Here is a 17,478-nt window from a genome sequence, read left to right on the forward strand (position 1 = left end):
AACCATGAGCGACCATCACGTCACTGAACAACAAAATATGATGATCACGCTGGAAAACGTGAATAAGTGGTACGGACAGTTCCACGTTTTGAAAGACATTAATCTGAGCGTCAAACCGCGCGAACGCATCGTGCTGTGCGGCCCTTCCGGTTCCGGGAAATCGACCACCATCCGTTGCATCAACCATCTGGAAGAGCATCAGCAAGGGCGCATTGTGGTGGACGGCACCGAGCTGAACGATGATTTGCGTAACATCGAACGGGTGCGCACCGAAGTCGGCATGGTGTTCCAGCATTTTAATCTGTTCCCGCATCTGACCGTGTTGCAAAACTGCACCCTGGCGCCATGCTGGGTGCGCAAGATGCCGAAGAAAGAAGCGGAAGAGCTGGCGATGCATTACCTCAAACGGGTGCGTATCGCCGAGCACGCCAACAAATTTCCGGGGCAGCTTTCCGGCGGACAGCAACAGCGTGTGGCCATCGCCCGTTCGCTGTGCATGAAGCCAAAAATCATGCTCTTCGACGAACCGACCTCCGCGCTGGATCCGGAAATGGTGAAAGAAGTGTTAGACACCATGATCGGGCTGGCGGAAGAAGGGATGACCATGTTGTGTGTGACACATGAAATGGGCTTTGCCCGCACCGTGGCGGACCGGGTGATCTTTATGGATCGCGGAGAGATCGTGGAAGAAGCCCCGCCGCTGGAGTTCTTTGCGAATCCGAAATCGGCGAGGACAAGAGAGTTTCTGTCACAGGTGATTCATTAAACACTGGGCGGTGTTTACGCGCGCCGTTTAACAACAGGATTGTAAAAGTTTCGGTTTCTCAATGGCGGTGATCACTTATCGCACTGCGCCGAAACCGCCCAAAAGGGGAAAGTGCTTTTCCCCTTTTGGATTTCCCCTCGCTTTTTCAACACGCGCTATCGCTCTCAGGCTATGTTTCAGAAACCGCTGCGACAGGCTGGACATCTTGCCGCTGCGCGGTCCCTTCTCTCGGTCTTCGAGCCATACGTCTCGAAGCCGCTCCGTTCAGCAAGATGTCTGAATCGCCCTCAGGATTTTTTAAAAGAACAGAGCGAGGTTGCGAAGTATGGGTCTGAAGCCGCTTTCAAAAATCACGCCGGAGGGAGAGGTGGAAAACCGCGCGTGTTTTTGCGCGGGTTGTAACCCGACGGGAGGGCACCGCGCAGCGGCGGGATTTTGCGGCTATCGCCGGGGCAGCTGAAACATAGCCCGCGAGCGGAGCGCGCAGTTAAAGAGCCGGAGATTCTTAAGAGGCGCGGCGATAGGCGCCTCTTAAGGCCAGTTTGGGTGGCAACCCAAGGTTTTGCGGCTATCGCTGCGGTACCTGAAACATAGCTTGCGAGCGGAGCGCGCAGTTTAAGAGCCGGAGATTCTTAAGAGGCGCGGCGACAGGCGCCTCTTAAGGCCAGTTTGGGTGGCAACCCAAGGTTTTGACCTTAGACTGAAAGTTTCAGATCTTTTTCAAAAGATCATCACCACATCACTCCCCCAATCACCGGCGCCATCACCACCGTCACCACACCCGCCAGCATCATCACCAGACTCGCCACAACGCCCTCTTCGGCACCCAGCTCATACGCTCTGGCCGTACCGGCACCGTGGGAAGCCGCGCCAAACCCGGCACCTTTCGCCAGACCGCTTTTCACCGCCAGACGCAAAAACAACATATCGCCCACTGCCATACCAAATACGCCGGTGATCACCACAAACAGCGCCACCAGATCCGGCTGACCGCCCATTTGCTTCGCCGCCGCCAGCGCGAACGGCGTGGTGATGGAACGTACCGCCAGACTGCGCTGGATCTCTTCCGGCAATGTCAGCATCCGCGCCAGCCAGACGGAACTGCTGACGGCGACGACGATAGCCGTCAGCACGCCCGCGCTCAGCGACATCCAGTGGCGGCGGATCACCTCCATATTCTCGTAAACCGGCACCGCAAACGCGATGGTCGAAGGCCCGAGCAGCCACAGCAGCCAGTGGGTTTCGCCGATGTAATCCTGATACGACGTGTGCGTGATAACCAGCAGAACCACCAGCACAATCGGCGTGAACACCAGCGGCATCAGCAGCAACGTGCGGCGCTGGCGATAGAGTTTTTTGTTGGCGTAATACAGCCCGAGCGTGATGACAAAACAGATTATGCTGATGAGCAGATCAGTCACGGGGTGCCTTCCTCGCCGCCAGACGTTGTTCCAGCCGGTAAACCCGGTCTACCACTAATGCCGTTGCGGCAAGCGTCAGTACCGTGCTGACACCAATCACCAGAAAGATTTTCCAGCCTTCGATCATCAGCAGCTGCGCGTAGTTCACCACCGCCACCACGGCGGGCACGAAAAACAGCAGCATCTCCGCCAGCAGCCAGCGGGAACCGGCTTTCACCCAGTTCAGGGGCAATACGCGAAACATAATCAGCAATAAAAGCATCAGCATCCCGACAATATTGGCGGGCAGCGGCAGGTGCAGCGCGGTAACGAGACGATCGGCGATCACAAATAACACCGCGTACAACACCACCTGAACGGGGATTTGACAGCGGGTCAGCAGGGACGGCGCTTTAGTGCGCAACGCCAGCAACATGGGAAAGACCTCGGAAGGCGAAAAAAGGGAAGAAATGAAGTATACGCTGGCAGGAAACCGGTAAAGAAATGAATTAAAATCATAAAAATGATTCCAAACCGGAATACTCAATGATGGACGTCCGTACGCTACGTTATTTCGTCGAAGTGGTTCGCCAGCAGAGCTTCACCCGCGCGGCAGAGAAGCTGTTCGTCACCCAGCCGACCATCAGCAAAATGTTGCGTCATCTGGAGGAAGAGCTGGAATGCACGCTGATTGTCCGCGAAGGACGGCGTTTACGCCTGACTGACAGCGGCCAGGCGTTGTATCAGCGCGGGCTGAATATCCTCGAAGAATTCCGTCAGCTGGAAGCGGAACTCGAAGACATTAACTCGCTGAAATCCGGCCATTTGCGCCTGGGCATTCCGCCCATGGTCGGCACACAAATCGCCCCGCTGATCGGCACCTTCCGCCAGCAGTATCCGGGCATTGAACTGATCATCTCCGAGTTCGGCGGCCTGACGGTGCAACAGGCGGTGATCTCCGGTGAGCTGGATCTGGCGCTCACCGCCCTGCCCGCCGACGCCGTGCCCTCCATCGCTTCACTGCTGCTGTTCAGCCATCCGCTCTGCGTGGTGGTGCCGCGCACGGCGCACTGGGAGAACCGTACCCATATTGCCCTCAGTGAGCTGGCAGATGAAAGCATCCTGATTTACAACGAAGATTTTGCCCTGTACCGCCAGCTGATGGACGCCTTCACCGCGCAGGGTTTCATCCCGAAAATTGCTGCCCGCAGCGGACAATGGGATTTCCTGGCCGCAATGGTACAAACCGGCATGGGCGTGGCGATCCTGCCGGAACCCATCTGCCAGCGGCTGGATAAAAACGCGCTGATATGGCTGCCGCTGGCGCCCCTGATGCCGTGGCAACTGGGGCTCATCTGGCATGACGGCAGCTATCTTTCTCACAGCGCGCAGGCGTGGATCACGCTGTGCCGCGATCACTGGAAATAGCGGGAAATAGCAGGCAATAAAAAACCGCGTGCCCCTTTCAGCGCACGCGGTTTTTTTCATTTCTGACCGAAACTACACCTCTTTTTCGACCAGAAGCGCCTCAAGTAAATCGAGATCATGCAGCAGTTTTTGCAGCGTCTCATTACTGATTTTCTGCGTGGCGCGCAGATGATAAAGCTCACCGCGTTCAGCACGCAGCGCGGTCAGACGGAAGCGACGCTCAAGGTTTTCCAGCTTCAGCGCGGTTTCCATATCATCACGGTTGGCCGTTCTTCGCCGCAATGTCCCGATCACCCGCGAACTGATTTCCTTCAGCGTCTGTTCATCGATGTTCTCTTCGGTATCCGCCGCCAGACGTTCTTCCATCTTGTGCAGACTTTCGATCGCCACTTCCGCTGCGATGGATTTCGCCATGCGCTCTTCTTCACGGTAGGTCGAGCCATCGGCCACCACGACGCCTTTCAGCAGGAACGGCAACGCAATCACGCCCGCAATCAGCGAGAACAGAATGACGCCGGTCGCCAGGAACACCAGCTGATAACGCGACGGGAACGCCGAGCCATCGGCCAGGAACAGCGGAATTGACAGCACACCGGCCAGCGTAATCGCCCCGCGCACACCGGCAAACGACGCCACCCACAGCTCACGCGTACTGTAGCTGCCAAACAGCAGCGGTTTCTTTTTCAGGAAACGGTTGCTGAAATTCTTCATCACCCACAGCCAGACGAAACGCAGGATCAGCAGCGCAAAATAGATAATCCCAACGTCAGCAAACAGATGCCAGGTCACGATGGACGGATCGTGCGTCGCCTGATCGATAGAATTTTCCAGAATGCCCGGTAATTGCAGGCCCAGCATGATGAACACCATGCCGTTGAACACAAACTCAAGCATCGCCCAGACGCTGTTGGCGCGCAGACGCATCGCCAGCGGCGCATTACGGATAATCCCGGACTGGCTGATGGTCATACCGGCGGCGACGGCGGCCAGAATGCCTGACACACCAATGTGTTCTGCGATCAGATACGAGGCGAACGGCAGCAACAGCAGGAAAACGATTTGCGTCGCCGGATCATCACCACTCCAGCGGCTCATGATGCGCAGTGATTTACTGTACAGCCAGGTGACCGCGACACCGGCCATCAGGCCGCCAATGGCGACTTTCAGGAACTCAACGCTGGCACCGCCGACGGTAAAGATCATCGTGCCCATCGCCACGGCGATAGCGAACTTCAACGACACCAGACCGGACGCATCATTCATCAGCGCCTCACCTTCCAGCACGCTCATGATCGACTTCGGAATACGGCCCTTGCCGACGATACCGCCCAACGCCACGGCATCGGTCGGGGAAAGCACCGCAGCCAGCGCAAACGCCGCGACCAGCGGGATATCCGGCACCATCATATAAATCAGGTAGCCAATGCCGACGACGGTGAGTAACACCAGCACCAGCGCCAGCCCAAGTATTTCGCGCCCGTGGTGGAGGAATTCACGGGTCGGGGTTTTCCAGCCATCGGCAAAAAGCAGGGGTGGAATAAAGAGGACGAGAAACAGCTCGGGGTCGAAATCCACGTGCAAACCAAAATTCGGCCAGGCCAGCAAGGCACCGACGGCAATCTGCATTAATGGAAGAGGAACCTGAAACGGCAACATTCTGGTAACGACACCGGAGAGCGACACCACCAGAATCAAAATCAGAATGGTAAAGAATATTTCCATGCTTTCCTTAGACTCTTGTTTTTATGATTTCAATCAGACGGGGTCTGACACATACAGGGGGAATAGTAGATCAAAAAAAACGTATTTTTAAATCAGAGCGTGCTTAAACCCGTTTTTAAACCCAGGTCGTGGTCGCGGGAAAGATAAAAGACAATCGGCCCCTGAATTTAAGATCCAGCGAGCGGAGCGCTTGTTGAAAAAGCGAGGAGGGATCCAAAGGAGGAAAAGCACTTTCCTCCTTTGGGCGGTTTCGGCGCAGCGCGTTAAGCGATTACCGCACGTGAGAAACCGAAATTTTCCGGTCGGCCTGGCATCAAATCGCCCATCCGCCCGCATAAAACACCACCAGCGCCACGGCGATAATCACCGTGCCCGCGTTCAGTTTGCGCCATTCGCCGGAGAAAATACGGCCAATCACCAGCGAGCTGAAACCGAGCATGATGCCGGTGACGATGTTGCAGGTCAGCACGATAAACACCGCACACAGCAGCCCCGCCATGGCATCAACGAAGTCGTTGAAATCCAGTTTGTTTACGTTGCTCAGCATCAGCAGACCGACATACATCAGCGCAGGGGCGGTGGCGTAAGCCGGCACCAGATAAGAAAGCGGAGACAGGAACAACATCAGCAGGAAGAGCACGCCGACGACCGTGGCCGTCAGGCCGGTTTTACCGCCTGCCGCCGTACCCGCTGCTGATTCGATATACACCGCCGCAGGCGATGCACCGACCAGCGAGGCAAAAATACTGCTCACGGAGTCAGCCGTCAGGGCTTTACCGCCGCTGATGATCTGGCCTTTTTCATCCAGCAGATTCGCCTGACCGGCCACCGCACGGATGGTACCGGTGGCGTCAAACACCGCCGTCATCACCAGCGCCAGAACGCTTGGCAATACCGCCGCTTTCAGTGCGCCCATAATGTCGAGATCGAAAATGACAGATTTGCCATCCGCGCCCGCCAGAGAAGGCATCGCGAACAGCCCCTGATATTTCACTGCCGGATCGAAAATCAGACCGATAACGGAAATCAGGATAATCACCAGAAGAATACCGCCCGGAACGCGCAGCTTCTCCAGACCAAAAATCACCGCCAGACCGAGCAACGTCATCACCACCGGGAACGACGTGAACGCGCCGAGCGCAACAGGCAAACCGTCCAGCGGGTTTTTGACCACCAGACCGACACCGTTAGCCGCAATCAGCAGCAGGAATAAACCAATGCCGATGCCGGTACCGTGCGCAACGCCCATGGGCAGGTTGCGCAAAATCCACGAACGGATCCCGGTGACCGAGATAATCGTGAACAACACGCCCATCAGGAACACCGCACCCAGCGCAACCGGTACGCTGATATGCTGACCAAGTACCAGACTGAACGCGGTAAACGCCGTCAGAGAAATGGCGCAACCAATCGCCAGCGGCAGATTTGCCCACAGCCCCATCAGCAGGGAACCGAAACCGGCCACCAGACAGGTCGCGACAAACACCGCGCTCGGAGAGAAGCCCGCTTTGCCGAGCATTGACGGCACCACAATCACCGAATACACCATCGCCAGGAACGTCGTTAACCCGGCGATCACTTCCTGACGCACATGGCTGCCACGCGCACTGATTTTGAAATAAGCATCAAGCGGGCCCTTTGGCGCAACAGCGCGGCCCGTTTGAGGTTGTTGACTCGACATGGAAAATCCTCTGGATGTCTTTACTGATTAGCCTGCGTGGTCATTATGAAACCGTTTCTTCACGTTCGCTTCCTTACCTGATGCACGAAATACCGGCAAAACCGGCGTCACGTGTGCAGGGCAAACGTTTAACTCACATCGCGTATGGCGGGACTAAAATTTAGCGCAAACGATTATCCGGCCTCTTATACCCTCTTTTCAACTCTGTTTGCCGACAATTTACCGTTGTCCGGTCAAGAAAAACGCGAATTTGCTGCAAATTTGTCCCGATGGCGGTTTGCTGAACGATATCGGTTGCGCACGCGATGACAGCAACGCAAAAAAGGCGGGGACGGCGGGTGAAAAACGTGGCGGCGTCAGAAATAAAAATCAGCACTGAAACACAGGAGATAAATCAGGAACGGGCGGGCAAACGTTGAAAATAAAATATCATGACAGTTATTAAGGGTTATTTATTTAAAGGCGTTCATCACATAAATATGTCACGCACGAACGCCCGGAAAATAAAAACAACGCGGCACAAAGACACCTCAGCCTGAAATAAACTTAACGCATTATGGTGAATGGCCCTCCATTTTCCAGGGCTTTCTGATAAGCCGGTCGCGCCGTGACATTGGATAACCAGGCATTAAGACGGGGATATTTTCCCAACCCTGCGCGCGCATTAATGGCTTCTACCGGGAAACTCATCTGGATGTCAGCCGCGCTGAACTGATAACCGGCGAAATAAGGGTGGACGGCCAGATGCTGCTCGAGGAAATCCATGTGGGTGGTCAGCTGTTTATCGATGTAATTTTTCTGCACGCCCTGCCCGATGGCACCGGCAATCGGACGGATCAACCACGGCATCGGCGGTTTGCCTAAGCGCCCGAAAATCAGTTTCATGACCAGCAGCGGCATCAGTGATCCTTCGGCGTAATGCATCCAGTAACGGTACTGCTGACGCTCGGCCAGAGCCGATGGCTTCAGCACCCCTTCGGCGTCATAGGTTTCCTGTAAGTATTCAATGATGGCGCCGGACTCGGCAAGGATCAGCCCGTTATCTTCCAGCACCGGCGCTTTTCCCAAAGGATGCACTTTCTTCAAAGACGCGGGCGCCAGCATGGTCGATTTATCCCGCTGATAACGCTGAATTTCATAAGGGACGCTCACTTCTTCAAGCATCCACAAAATTCGCTGTGAACGTGAATTATCTAAATGATGTACTTTAATCATGAATCTGTTCCATCCCGTGACGTTTAATTATTTGTTAACTATAGACAAGACTTTGGTTCTCTGTTTATCACGCTTTAAAAAAACCTTGCATTCATCAGGTGTAATTTTGCATGCGTTTTTTTTATTTGATTAAAACCACTTACAGATTAATCTTAATTACGCGAAAACAGATTTTCGTGACTTCATTCGCCTTTAATAACTCGTGATGCGATTAACGCCGAATATAAAAACAGCCCGTCTCATTGACCCCTGCTTGTGTGGAGCCTTACATGTTTTCCAGTAATTACAACAATGTGCTGGTGATGTTTTCATTCATTGTTGCAATGCTTGCCTCTTATACCGCGCTGGATATGGCCGGGCGGGTCGCGACCACTCAGGGAAAGGCCTCCCGTCTCTGGTTAACCGGTGGCGCAATCGCCATGGGGATCGGCGTCTGGTCGATGCATTTCATCGGAATGCTGGCATTCAACTCAACGGTATCAATGGGTTATGACCCGCTGATCACCTTACTCTCCATGCTTATCGCCATTATTTCCTCCGCCTTTGCGCTGTGGCTGGTGTGCCTGCCGCAGTTACCGATGATGCGTTTATTGGCCGGTTCACTGCTGATGGGCGGCGGGATTGCCGCGATGCATTACACCGGCATGGCCGCGATGCGCATGATGCCGCCTGTTATCTACAGCGTGCCGTGGGTGATGGTGTCCGTACTGGTGGCCGTGGTGGCGTCGGGTGCGGCGCTGTGGATGGCCTTCCATTTACGTCAGCAGTCGCCTAACGTGCGTCTGTTGCGCATCAGCGCCGCCGTGATCATGGGCACCGCCATTGTCGGCATGCATTACACCGGCATGGCCGCCGCCACGTTCCCGCCGATGAGCCACAGCATGGCCGCTAACAGCGGCGTGGATAACAACTGGCTGGCGCTGCTGGTCATTGTGGTGACGCTGGCGATCCTGGCGATTACGCTGATTATCTCGGTGCTCGATGGCCGTATGCAGGCGCGCACGTCGGTGCTCGCGTCTTCCCTGGCGCAGGCCAATCGCGAGCTGACCCAGTTAGCCCTGCATGACAACCTGACCAAGTTGCCCAACCGTCTGCTGCTGGAAGATCGTCTCGGTCAGGCCGTGCAGAAAGCCACGCGGGGAGAATCCGAATTTGCGGTGTTGTTTATCGATCTCGACGGGTTCAAGGCGGTCAATGACGCTTTTGGCCATCACATTGGCGATCAGCTGCTGGTGTCGGTGACCGAGCGGCTGCTGTCGCATTTACGCGCGTCGGATACGCTGGCACGGCTGGGCGGCGATGAGTTTGTCCTGCTGACAGAAATCACCGAGCCGACCGATGCCTCACAGCTGGCGGATAAACTGGTGCACCTGATTGCCCGCCCGTTCCACGTTTCGCGTTACGAACTGCTGGTATCCGCCAGTATTGGTATTGCCGTGTATCCTGGCGACGGCGAGAACGAACGCGAACTGATGCTTAACGCCGATGCGGCGATGTATCACACCAAAAACTCCGGCCGCAACGGCCACAGTTTCTTCCAGCCTTCAATGAACGCCAATGCGCAAAATCAGTTGCAGATGCTTAACGATTTGCGTCTGGCGATCGAGCATCACGAATTACGTCTGCATTATCAGCCGAAATTTATCGCGCCTTACGGGCCGGTCAGCGGCTTTGAAGCCCTGCTGCGCTGGGAGCGCGAAGGTAAAACCCTCAGCCCGGACGTGTTCCTGCCACTGGCGGAGAAAACCGGTCTGATCATTCCTATCGGCGAATGGGTGTTGAATGAAGCCTGCCGCCAGTTACGTGAATGGCACATCGCCGGGCACACCACCTGGACGGTGGCGGTAAACCTTTCCGCGCTGCAATTCGAGCAGGCGAATCTGGTGGAAATGGTCATCGATACCGTTGAACGCCACCACATTCCGCCGGAAATGCTGACGCTGGAAGTCACCGAAACCACCGCGATGCGCAACCCGGACGTCAGCGTGGCGATACTCGAGCGTCTGACAAAATACGGTGTCAAAGCCTCGATTGATGATTTCGGCACCGGCTACTCCAGCCTGCTCTATCTCAAGCGTTTACCCGCCAGCGAGCTGAAAATCGACGGCGCATTTATCAACGATCTGATCGCCGGAAGCGAAGATGCCAGCATCGTGTCTGCCATTATTGCCCTCGGCCAGACGCTGAATCTGAAGGTGGTGGCCGAAGGCGTGGAAACCACCCAGCAACAGGATTTCCTCACCCAGCTGGGGTGTGACACCTTGCAGGGCTATCTGCTCGGGCGGCCAATGACCCCGGAGCAAATCGCCCGGCACCCGGATTCGGCCTGGGAACCTCAGCTCACCATCACGCAACAGCCCTGACAGCGGCTGACATCAGACCGCAGCCGTGCGGAAGAACCGCACGGCATTGCGCAACTCGACACTCTGCTCCGTCAGCGATTGCGCCGCCGCGGCGGCCTGCTCCACCAGCGCGGCGTTTTGCTGCGTCACCCGGTCCATCTGATCCACCGCAATGCCCACCTCATGAATGCCGGTATGCTGCTCGGTGCTGGCAGTCGAAATTTCACTGACAATTCCCGCCACCTTATTCACTGAATTCACGATGTCGTTCATCGCCTGACTCGCGCGGTCAGCCTGCTGCGAACCTTCGGCAATTTTAGAGACGGTGCCGTGGATCAGATTTTTAATTTCTTTCGCCGCCTGCCCGCTTTTCTGCGCCAGAACGCGCACTTCGCTGGCCACCACCGCAAAACCTTTGCCCTGTGTGCCGGCGCGTGCCGCTTCTACCGCCGCATTCAGCGCGAGGAGATTGGTCTGGAAGGCAATACCTTCTATCACGCTGATAATATTGATGATTTCTTTTGAACTGCCGGAAACATCCCGCATGTGCAGTTGCATGCCGCTGACGATCGACCCGCCCTGCGAGGCGGTTTCTGACGTCGCGTGTGCCAGCTGGCTGGCCTCGCGGGCGTTCTCCGCATTCTGGCTGACGGTGGTGGTCAGGTTTTGCATGTTGGCGCTGGTCTGCACCAGTGAGGCCGCCTGCTCTTCGGTTCGCTGCGATAAATCAATGTTGCCCTGCGCAATCTCGCTGGCGGCATGATTGATGGACTCGCTGCCGTTCATGATCTGATGGATTGTCTGGTTCAGTTGCTGATTCATGCGGCTCAGCGACGCCAGTAAACTGCCGCTGTCGCCGGGCCGCAGGACGATCTCCGTCGACAGATTTCCCGCCGCAATCTCCTGCATGATCGCCGCCGCGTACGCCGGTTCGCCGCCCAGCTGCCGGTTGAGATTTCGCGCCAGCAAGAGCGCCATCGCCACGGACAGCAGCAGCGCAAACACCACCAGCACCAGGAACAGCACGCTGGCAGAGTGGTAATGGCTGCGCGCCTGTGCCGCCGCGTGCTCACTGTTGCTGACTTCGTCTTTAACCAGCGTGGCGAGATCGGCCATCAGCTGTGTGCGGTATTTTCGTGAGTTATCGCCGCTGATTTGCGTGGCCTGCGCCACATCATTGCGATCCATCGCTTCAATGACCTGATCGTTCGCCAGCGAAAAGCGCTGAAAGTTATCGACGATTTGCTTAAACAGCGCCGACTGGCTGCCGCCGCTGTTCAGATTCTGATAGGCATGTTCCGCGGCTTTAAAGTTAGCCACCGCCTGCATGATTTCCACCCGGTGACCGTCGCGCGGCGCGCCCTGCGGTGAAGCGATGTATTGCACTTGTTGCAGACGCAGCTCGGCCAGCGTGCCGCGCATCACCAGCGGGTACTGAACGCCCGGCAGCCGGTACGCACGGTAATCTTCAATCTGCTGATTAATATTTTTCAGCTGCCAGGCAGAGGTCGCGGCCAAAATCAGCATCAGGGAAAGAACAAGGGCAAACGCCCCCATCAGGCGGGCAAGCACGGAAAGTTGGGTTAATTTATTCATCAGGACACAGCAAAGTGAGTGACAGGAGTCAGAGATAACGGCATAACCCTGAGGAACTTTATGGTGAAATGAAACAATATTTCATTTTGTTAAATGCTGTTCTTTATCGTGTAATCAGAGGGTTACCTGAAGAATTCAGGATGTTACTTCAGGCAGGAAAAAACAGGATGCCGCCCGCATTTCCCGCCAGGCTCCCGAAATGGCCGGGAGCAGCGAGTTGGTGGGCAAGGAGGCGTTAACGTGGCGCAAAATCCGGCCACAGCGGCTCAACGGCGGCCATCAGTGACGGCGTGCCGGTGGCGACCGACATGTGCCGGTAGTTTTCATTTCCGGCCGTACCGGCGAAATGGACAACGGTATCCAGCCCGGCTTCCTGACACAGCACAACGCCTCCCGCGATATCCCACAGCGTGGTGCGACGTTGCAGGTGCCCGTCGATAATGCCTTTGGCGGCGAACACCATGCCGATCGTGGTACAGCGGTAACAATGTACTGACCACTCAGCGGCCCGCAGGCCGCGATAAAACGCCGAGGCTTCATCCAGCTTGTCATCGGAGCTGTCGCCGAGCGACACAATCTGCACATCCCCAAAGCGGTCGTCACGTTGAAAGCGCTTGCCGTTAAGGAACAGACCTTTACCCGATTCTGCGGCAAACAGATCGTTGAGCACCGGCAGCGCAATCACGCCGAGGGTCGGTTTTTTGTTTTCCACCAGCCCGAGCGAGACGCCCCACAGCGGCGAACCGCGCAGGAAATTCGACGTGCCGTCGATAGGGTCAATCACCCAGCAGGCGGCGTCCGTCAGCACGCCACCCATCTCTTCACCGATGATCGCATCCTGCGGAAAATGCTGTGCCAGCTGCGCACGGATAAACTGCTCCACTGCCACATCGGCTTCTGAAACGAAATCCTGCGGGCGCTTGCTGCTGACTTCAATGCTGTCGCGACGGTTGAAAAAACCCAGCGCCAGTTCGGCAGCCTGAGCGGCAATAGAGCTGGCAATCGCCAGTTTGGCGGAAAGCGTGATCGTCATTGGTTACCTCTGTTTTTAAGCCAGCGCACCAGTTGCCCGACATGGTCGGTCTGAAACGCCCGGACGCCGGCATCCACCAGCACACCCCATACACCGTCGGGATCCACCGCAGCGCGGCTGTCACAGTAATCCAGCGAATGGGAGACATCCAGCGTATTGACCCACAACCGGACGCCGAGGCGTTTAAGTTGCTCACGGGCGGCGATCACGTCGGCCAGATCGGTAAAGTTCAGTTCAATCATCTGCGCACCGAACTGCGCGATTTTGCGCAAATCGTCCGAAAACTTGCCCGGACGGGCGTGCATGATCGGCATATAAGGGATACGCGCATCGGTCACTTTCAGCGGAAAACGCTGGGTTTTCAGATCGATTTTGCTTTTAAGCAGCACGCCGTCGGCCATGTTCATGCTGAGGATCAGCGCCACGATGCGGTCGAAATCCCGCGCATACTTGATGTCCACATTCACCACGATGCGCCCGCGGGCTTCTTCGAGTAACTCTTCCAGCAAAGGAACGCGTTCGCTGGTGAGCACCATGCCTTCGCGTCCGTCAGCGGCCTTCAGCCTCGCGCGGCGAACGGCTGCCAGCGACATGGTCGCCACCTCGCCCTGATAATCACAGGTACGGTCAAGATGCGCATCGTGGATCACCACCACCTGCGAATCGGCGGTGGTTTGCGCGTCAATCTCGATAATATCTGCGCCCTGATGAATCGCCTCATGCAGCGCAGCAAGTGAATTTTCGGGGGTAGTTTGCCATACGCCACGGTGGGCAATAACCAGTACATCCGGGTTCTCCGGAGAAATCAAAGATCGGGTTAACGCTTTCATCATCACTCCTGACATCGGGAAAAAATCACCGGCTATTGTTTGGCTGCAATCGACGTTTCGAACCGGCGCAGCAGCAGATTTCCGCGGGTCACCATGTTATCGAGCGAGGCTTTAGAGGTTTCCTGACCGTTCCAGACTTTCTCCAGCTCCTCGTCCATGATGGTGCGCACCTGAGACATATTGCCCAGCCGCAGCCCTTTGGTGAACGGCAGCGGCGGCTTGTTGATCATCTGTTTCATCGCGATATCGGCCCCCGGATGGGTCTGATAAAAACCTTGTTCGCGGGTCAGCGTGTAGGCTGCGTTGGTGATCGGCAGATAACCGGTTTTCTGATGCCATTCGGCGGCGATGTCCGGCTCAACCAGGAAGTGCAGGAACTCAGCCACGCCCTTGTAGGTTTCCGGCGTTTTGCCTTTGAATACCCACAGACTCGCGCCGCCGATAAAGGCATTTTGCGGTGCGCCCGGCGCGCCATCCTGATAAGGCATCATGCCGACGCCCACATCGAATTTTGCGTACTGACGGATCCTGTTCAGCGAGCCCGACGAGGTGGTCAGGATGCCGCAATCACCGCTGTAGAATTTGGTGGTGGCATCGTCGTTACGGCCATAGAACGAGAAATCCCCTTTCTTGTGCATCTCATTGAGCTGCGTAATGTGTGCCGTCTGCAACGGGCCGTTAAAGTTGAGCACGGCATCGGTACCGTCGAAGCCGTTGTTGCGCGTCGCCACCGGTAAACCGTTCCATGCGCTGAAGCCTTCGATCTGGATCCAACCCTGCTGACCGGCATTGGTGTAACCACATGTCATGCCCGCCGCGCGCAGTGCCGCGGCGTCCGCCGCCAGCGCATTCCAGGTTTTTGGCGGCTCGTCGGGATCCAGCCCGGCTTTTTTAAACGCGTCTTTGTTGTAATACAGCACCGGCGTCGAGCTGTTGAACGGCTGCGAGATCAGATGCCCGGTTTTGCTGTCGCTGTAATAGGCCGCCACGGAAGGCACAAAGGCGCTTTCGTCGTTAGGGATGCCCGCATCCTTAAACACCTGCGCCACAGGCACCACGGCGTTGCTGGCCATCATGTTCGGCGTGCCCACTTCATACACCTGCAAAATATCCGGCGCGTTACCGTTGCGGTACGCCGAGACGCCTGCGGCCAGCCCCAGCTCATAATTGCCTTTGTAGACCGGCACCACGCGGTATTGCGGATGAGTTTGGTTAAAACGGTCAGCCAGCGCGCTGACCTCTTTACCTAAATCACCGTCCATGGAATGCCAGAAAGTCAGCGTCGTTTGCGCCTGTGCGCCAAAGGCCATTACCGCCAGCGCACTCATCAGCGTGGCGCGCATTACAGGGTTTTTCATGATCGCTCCGGTTGAAAAGCTTAACAATTATCCGGCGGTAACCTTGGCACGCGTGTATGACAATTCAGGGAGGAAATCATGAACAAACGGTGACATGCCCCGCATGAGCTCAGCCAAAAACCGTTGCCCGACGCGGGATTGTCGCCGGTCATATTCATCTCGCCCTTAACGCTATATAATCCTATGCATAACGAAATCAGAGGATCCCGCCGTGCGTTCATGTTCATCCACCGTCCTTCTCGGACTTGTTCTGAGCTTTTCCGTCCCTTCCGCTTTTGCTTCCCGCCTGATAACCGACCAGCTGGGCCGGCAGGTGACCCTGCCTGACAAGGTTGATCGCGTGGTGGTGCTGCAACATCAGACCCTGAATCTGCTGGTACAGCTCGACGCCACCCGCAACATCGTCGGTGTGCTCAATAACTGGCAACAGCAGCTCGGCAGCGGTTATGTGCGGCTCGCGCCTTCACTGGTGAACACGCCGGTGGTCGGCGATCTGACCAGCGTCAATCTGGAAAGCGTGGTCGCGCTGCATCCGCAGGTGGTGTTCGTCACTAACTATGCGCCGCAGGAAATGATCGACCAGATAAGTCAGACCGGTATCGCCGTGGTGGCGGTGTCGCTGCGTGACGATCCGAAAGGCGAAGAACACAAAATGAACCCGGCGCTGCCGGATGAAGACCGGGCGTATACCGAAGGGCTGAAAAAAGGCATTACGCTTATCGGCGACGTGATGAACCGCCAGAAACAGGCGCAGGCATTGATCGACTATACTTTTTCTCAGCGTCAGCTCACCGGCGAACGGCTGAAAAACATTGCGCCGGCGCAGCGTATCCGCACGTATATGGCCAATCCTGACCTGACCACTTACGGATCCGGTAAATATACCGGGCTGATGATGGCGCGTGCCGGTGCCATGAACGTGGCGGCCGCGACGGTGAAAGGTTACAAACAGGTGTCGCTGGAACAGGTCATCGCCTGGGATCCGCAGGTGATCTTCGTGCAGGATCGTTACCCGGAAGTGGTCGGGCAGATCAACCACGATCCGAACTGGCAGAGCATCGATGCAGTGAAAAACCACCGCGTATACCTGATGCCGGAATACGCCAAAGCCTGGGGCTACCCGATGCCTGAAGCGATGGCGATCGGTGAATTGTGGATGGCGAAAAAGCTGTATCCGCAAAAATTTGCTGACATCGACATGCAGAAACAGGCAGATGCTTACTATCAGCGCTTCTACCGGACGGATTTCAAACCCGCCGCAGAAGCCCCGCACGCGGGGAAATAATGCTCTTCTCCGTGTCGTACATGCTGTTGAAATGACTGCGTTTCAACGACTGTTTTGAAGCAATGTGACAAGGAGATCTGATGACAAAATCGATCAAAGTGCTCGCCGCGGGCAGTCTGCGGCGGGCGTGGGCGCCACTGTGTGAGGCGTTTCAGGCAGAAACGGGCATCCGCGTGGTCACCGAATTCGGCCCTGCCGGGCTGCTGCGTGAACGGATCGAAAAAGGTGAAAAACCCGATCTGTTCGCCTCTGCCAACACCGCGCACCCGCTGGCGCTGCAACAGCACGGCAAAGCGCTGGGCGTGCAGACCTTTTGCGGCAACAGCCTGTGCGTCACCGCGCGTAAGATGCCGGAACTGGAGAAGCTTAACTGGCTGAGCGTACTGCTCGATCCGCGTTTTCGCCTGGCGACATCGACGCCGCAAAGCGATCCTTCCGGTGATTACACCTGGCAAATGTTCGAACTGATTGAACGACGTCATCCCGATTCCGGCGCGGTGCTGCGCAATAAAGCGTTGCGTCTGGTGGGCGGCGAGAAGTCGGCGAAAGTGCCGGAGGGGAAACTGGCGGCAGAATGGTTGATTTGCACCGGGCAGGCCGACGTCTTTATCGGCTACACCAGTTACGCCACCCTGCTGCGGGAAAATGATGAGCTGGAGGTGTTTAATATTCCTGCGGATTACAACGTGCGCGCCAGCTATGCGCTCGCCACCTGTACGGAGAAAGCGAAACCGCTGGCGGAGTTTATCCTGTCAGAAACCGGCCAGCATATTTTGCAGAACGCCGGTTTTTGCGGGAAGCATTCGGTGATGCCGGACTGAT

Annotated in this window: 15 protein-coding genes; 6 read left to right on the forward strand and 9 right to left on the reverse strand. The window is 56.3% G+C overall.

Annotated elements, in window-relative coordinates; all coding sequences use genetic code 11:
- Positions 1-4: 4 nt before the first annotated feature.
- On the forward strand, positions 5-766 hold the full coding sequence (locus ED901_RS02080; protein ID WP_056776143.1) for an amino acid ABC transporter ATP-binding protein: 762 nt from the start codon (positions 5-7) through the stop codon (positions 764-766).
- A 731-nt stretch (positions 767-1,497) separates the two neighbouring features.
- Here ED901_RS02080 and ED901_RS02085 read toward each other — a convergent pair.
- Both ED901_RS02085 and ED901_RS02090 read right to left on the reverse strand, forming a co-directional pair.
- Positions 1,498-2,187: an LrgB family protein gene (locus ED901_RS02085; RefSeq protein WP_122094496.1), complete on the reverse strand. Its 690-nt coding sequence runs from the start codon at positions 2,185-2,187 to the stop codon at positions 1,498-1,500.
- Complete coding sequence (locus ED901_RS02090; RefSeq protein ID WP_056777182.1) at positions 2,180-2,602, reverse strand: CidA/LrgA family protein; 423 nt, start codon at positions 2,600-2,602, stop codon at positions 2,180-2,182. Before ED901_RS02090 ends, ED901_RS02085 begins: the two co-directional genes overlap by 8 nt.
- Positions 2,603-2,715: 113 nt before the next feature.
- Between ED901_RS02090 and ED901_RS02095 the strand changes: the two genes are divergently transcribed.
- Positions 2,716-3,594 carry a LysR family transcriptional regulator gene (locus ED901_RS02095; RefSeq protein WP_122094612.1) on the forward strand — a complete coding sequence of 293 codons (879 nt, stop codon included), beginning with the start codon at positions 2,716-2,718 and terminating at the stop codon, positions 3,592-3,594.
- Between the two features lie 72 nt (positions 3,595-3,666).
- Here the strand turns inward: ED901_RS02095 and ED901_RS02100 are convergent, their stop codons facing one another.
- Together ED901_RS02100 and ED901_RS02105 are read right to left on the reverse strand one after the other, a co-directional pair.
- Positions 3,667-5,316: a Na+/H+ antiporter gene (locus tag ED901_RS02100; protein ID WP_056776139.1), complete on the reverse strand. Its 1,650-nt coding sequence runs from the start codon at positions 5,314-5,316 to the stop codon at positions 3,667-3,669.
- A gap of 313 nt (positions 5,317-5,629) precedes the next feature.
- Positions 5,630-6,997, reverse strand: a complete 1,368-nt coding sequence (locus ED901_RS02105) for an NCS2 family permease (protein ID WP_056776138.1) — start codon at positions 6,995-6,997, stop codon at positions 5,630-5,632.
- Positions 6,998-7,011: 14 nt separating this feature from the next.
- Between ED901_RS02105 and ED901_RS25015 the strand changes: the two genes are divergently transcribed.
- Positions 7,012-7,161 carry a hypothetical protein gene (locus ED901_RS25015; RefSeq protein WP_162997802.1) on the forward strand — a complete coding sequence of 50 codons (150 nt, stop codon included), beginning with the start codon at positions 7,012-7,014 and terminating at the stop codon, positions 7,159-7,161.
- Between the two features lie 382 nt (positions 7,162-7,543).
- On the opposite strand, the gene ED901_RS02110 is transcribed toward ED901_RS25015, so the two are convergent.
- Positions 7,544-8,212, reverse strand: a complete 669-nt coding sequence (locus ED901_RS02110; RefSeq protein ID WP_122094497.1) for a glutathione S-transferase — start codon at positions 8,210-8,212, stop codon at positions 7,544-7,546.
- A 269-nt stretch (positions 8,213-8,481) separates the two neighbouring features.
- Between ED901_RS02110 and ED901_RS02115 the strand changes: the two genes are divergently transcribed.
- Positions 8,482-10,575: a bifunctional diguanylate cyclase/phosphodiesterase gene (locus tag ED901_RS02115; RefSeq protein WP_122094499.1), complete on the forward strand. Its 2,094-nt coding sequence runs from the start codon at positions 8,482-8,484 to the stop codon at positions 10,573-10,575.
- Between the two features lie 12 nt (positions 10,576-10,587).
- On the opposite strand, the gene ED901_RS02120 is transcribed toward ED901_RS02115, so the two are convergent.
- From ED901_RS02120 to ugpB, 4 genes are all read right to left on the reverse strand, one after another.
- Complete coding sequence (locus tag ED901_RS02120) at positions 10,588-12,150, reverse strand: methyl-accepting chemotaxis protein (protein ID WP_122094501.1); 1,563 nt, start codon at positions 12,148-12,150, stop codon at positions 10,588-10,590.
- 235 nt (positions 12,151-12,385) lie between these two features.
- Positions 12,386-13,183, reverse strand: coding sequence for an inositol monophosphatase family protein (locus ED901_RS02125; protein WP_122094503.1), 798 nt, complete (start codon positions 13,181-13,183; stop codon positions 12,386-12,388).
- A complete protein-coding gene (locus tag ED901_RS02130) occupies positions 13,180-14,013 on the reverse strand; it encodes a glycerophosphodiester phosphodiesterase family protein (RefSeq protein ID WP_122094505.1) in 834 nt (277 codons plus the stop codon). Before ED901_RS02130 ends, ED901_RS02125 begins: the two co-directional genes overlap by 4 nt.
- A 32-nt stretch (positions 14,014-14,045) precedes the next feature.
- The gene (gene ugpB / locus ED901_RS02135; protein WP_122094507.1) at positions 14,046-15,371 is read right to left on the reverse strand and encodes a sn-glycerol-3-phosphate ABC transporter substrate-binding protein UgpB; all 1,326 of its coding nucleotides are present in this window, start codon (positions 15,369-15,371) and stop codon (positions 14,046-14,048) included.
- A 211-nt stretch (positions 15,372-15,582) separates the two neighbouring features.
- Here ugpB and ED901_RS02140 point away from each other — a divergent pair, with 211 nt between their 5' ends.
- Positions 15,583-16,656 (forward strand): ABC transporter substrate-binding protein, encoded by a 1,074-nt coding sequence (locus ED901_RS02140; RefSeq protein ID WP_122094509.1) that lies wholly within the window; start codon positions 15,583-15,585, stop codon positions 16,654-16,656.
- 80 nt (positions 16,657-16,736) lie between these two features.
- Complete coding sequence (gene modA, locus ED901_RS02145; RefSeq protein ID WP_122094511.1) at positions 16,737-17,477, forward strand: molybdate ABC transporter substrate-binding protein; 741 nt, start codon at positions 16,737-16,739, stop codon at positions 17,475-17,477.
- Position 17,478: the final 1 nt, after the last annotated feature.

Source organism: Rahnella sp. Larv3_ips, assembly GCF_003697865.1.
Taxonomy (GTDB): Bacteria; Pseudomonadota; Gammaproteobacteria; order Enterobacterales; family Enterobacteriaceae; genus Rahnella; species Rahnella rivi.

Coding starts and splice junctions, on each gene's coding strand:
- ED901_RS02080 (WP_056776143.1), top strand. CDS start 5: ATGAGCGACCATCACGTCACTGAACAACAAAATATGATGATCACGCTG.
- ED901_RS02110 (WP_122094497.1), bottom strand. CDS start 8,212: ATGATTAAAGTACATCATTTAGATAATTCACGTTCACAGCGAATTTTG.
- ED901_RS02100 (WP_056776139.1), bottom strand. CDS start 5,316: ATGGAAATATTCTTTACCATTCTGATTTTGATTCTGGTGGTGTCGCTC.
- ED901_RS25015 (WP_162997802.1), top strand. CDS start 7,012: ATGTCTTTACTGATTAGCCTGCGTGGTCATTATGAAACCGTTTCTTCA.
- ED901_RS02115 (WP_122094499.1), top strand. CDS start 8,482: ATGTTTTCCAGTAATTACAACAATGTGCTGGTGATGTTTTCATTCATT.
- ugpB (WP_122094507.1), bottom strand. CDS start 15,371: ATGAAAAACCCTGTAATGCGCGCCACGCTGATGAGTGCGCTGGCGGTA.
- ED901_RS02105 (WP_056776138.1), bottom strand. CDS start 6,997: ATGTCGAGTCAACAACCTCAAACGGGCCGCGCTGTTGCGCCAAAGGGC.
- modA (WP_122094511.1), top strand. CDS start 16,737: ATGACAAAATCGATCAAAGTGCTCGCCGCGGGCAGTCTGCGGCGGGCG.
- ED901_RS02120 (WP_122094501.1), bottom strand. CDS start 12,150: ATGAATAAATTAACCCAACTTTCCGTGCTTGCCCGCCTGATGGGGGCG.
- ED901_RS02130 (WP_122094505.1), bottom strand. CDS start 14,013: ATGAAAGCGTTAACCCGATCTTTGATTTCTCCGGAGAACCCGGATGTA.
- ED901_RS02095 (WP_122094612.1), top strand. CDS start 2,716: ATGGACGTCCGTACGCTACGTTATTTCGTCGAAGTGGTTCGCCAGCAG.
- ED901_RS02090 (WP_056777182.1), bottom strand. CDS start 2,602: ATGTTGCTGGCGTTGCGCACTAAAGCGCCGTCCCTGCTGACCCGCTGT.
- ED901_RS02125 (WP_122094503.1), bottom strand. CDS start 13,183: ATGACGATCACGCTTTCCGCCAAACTGGCGATTGCCAGCTCTATTGCC.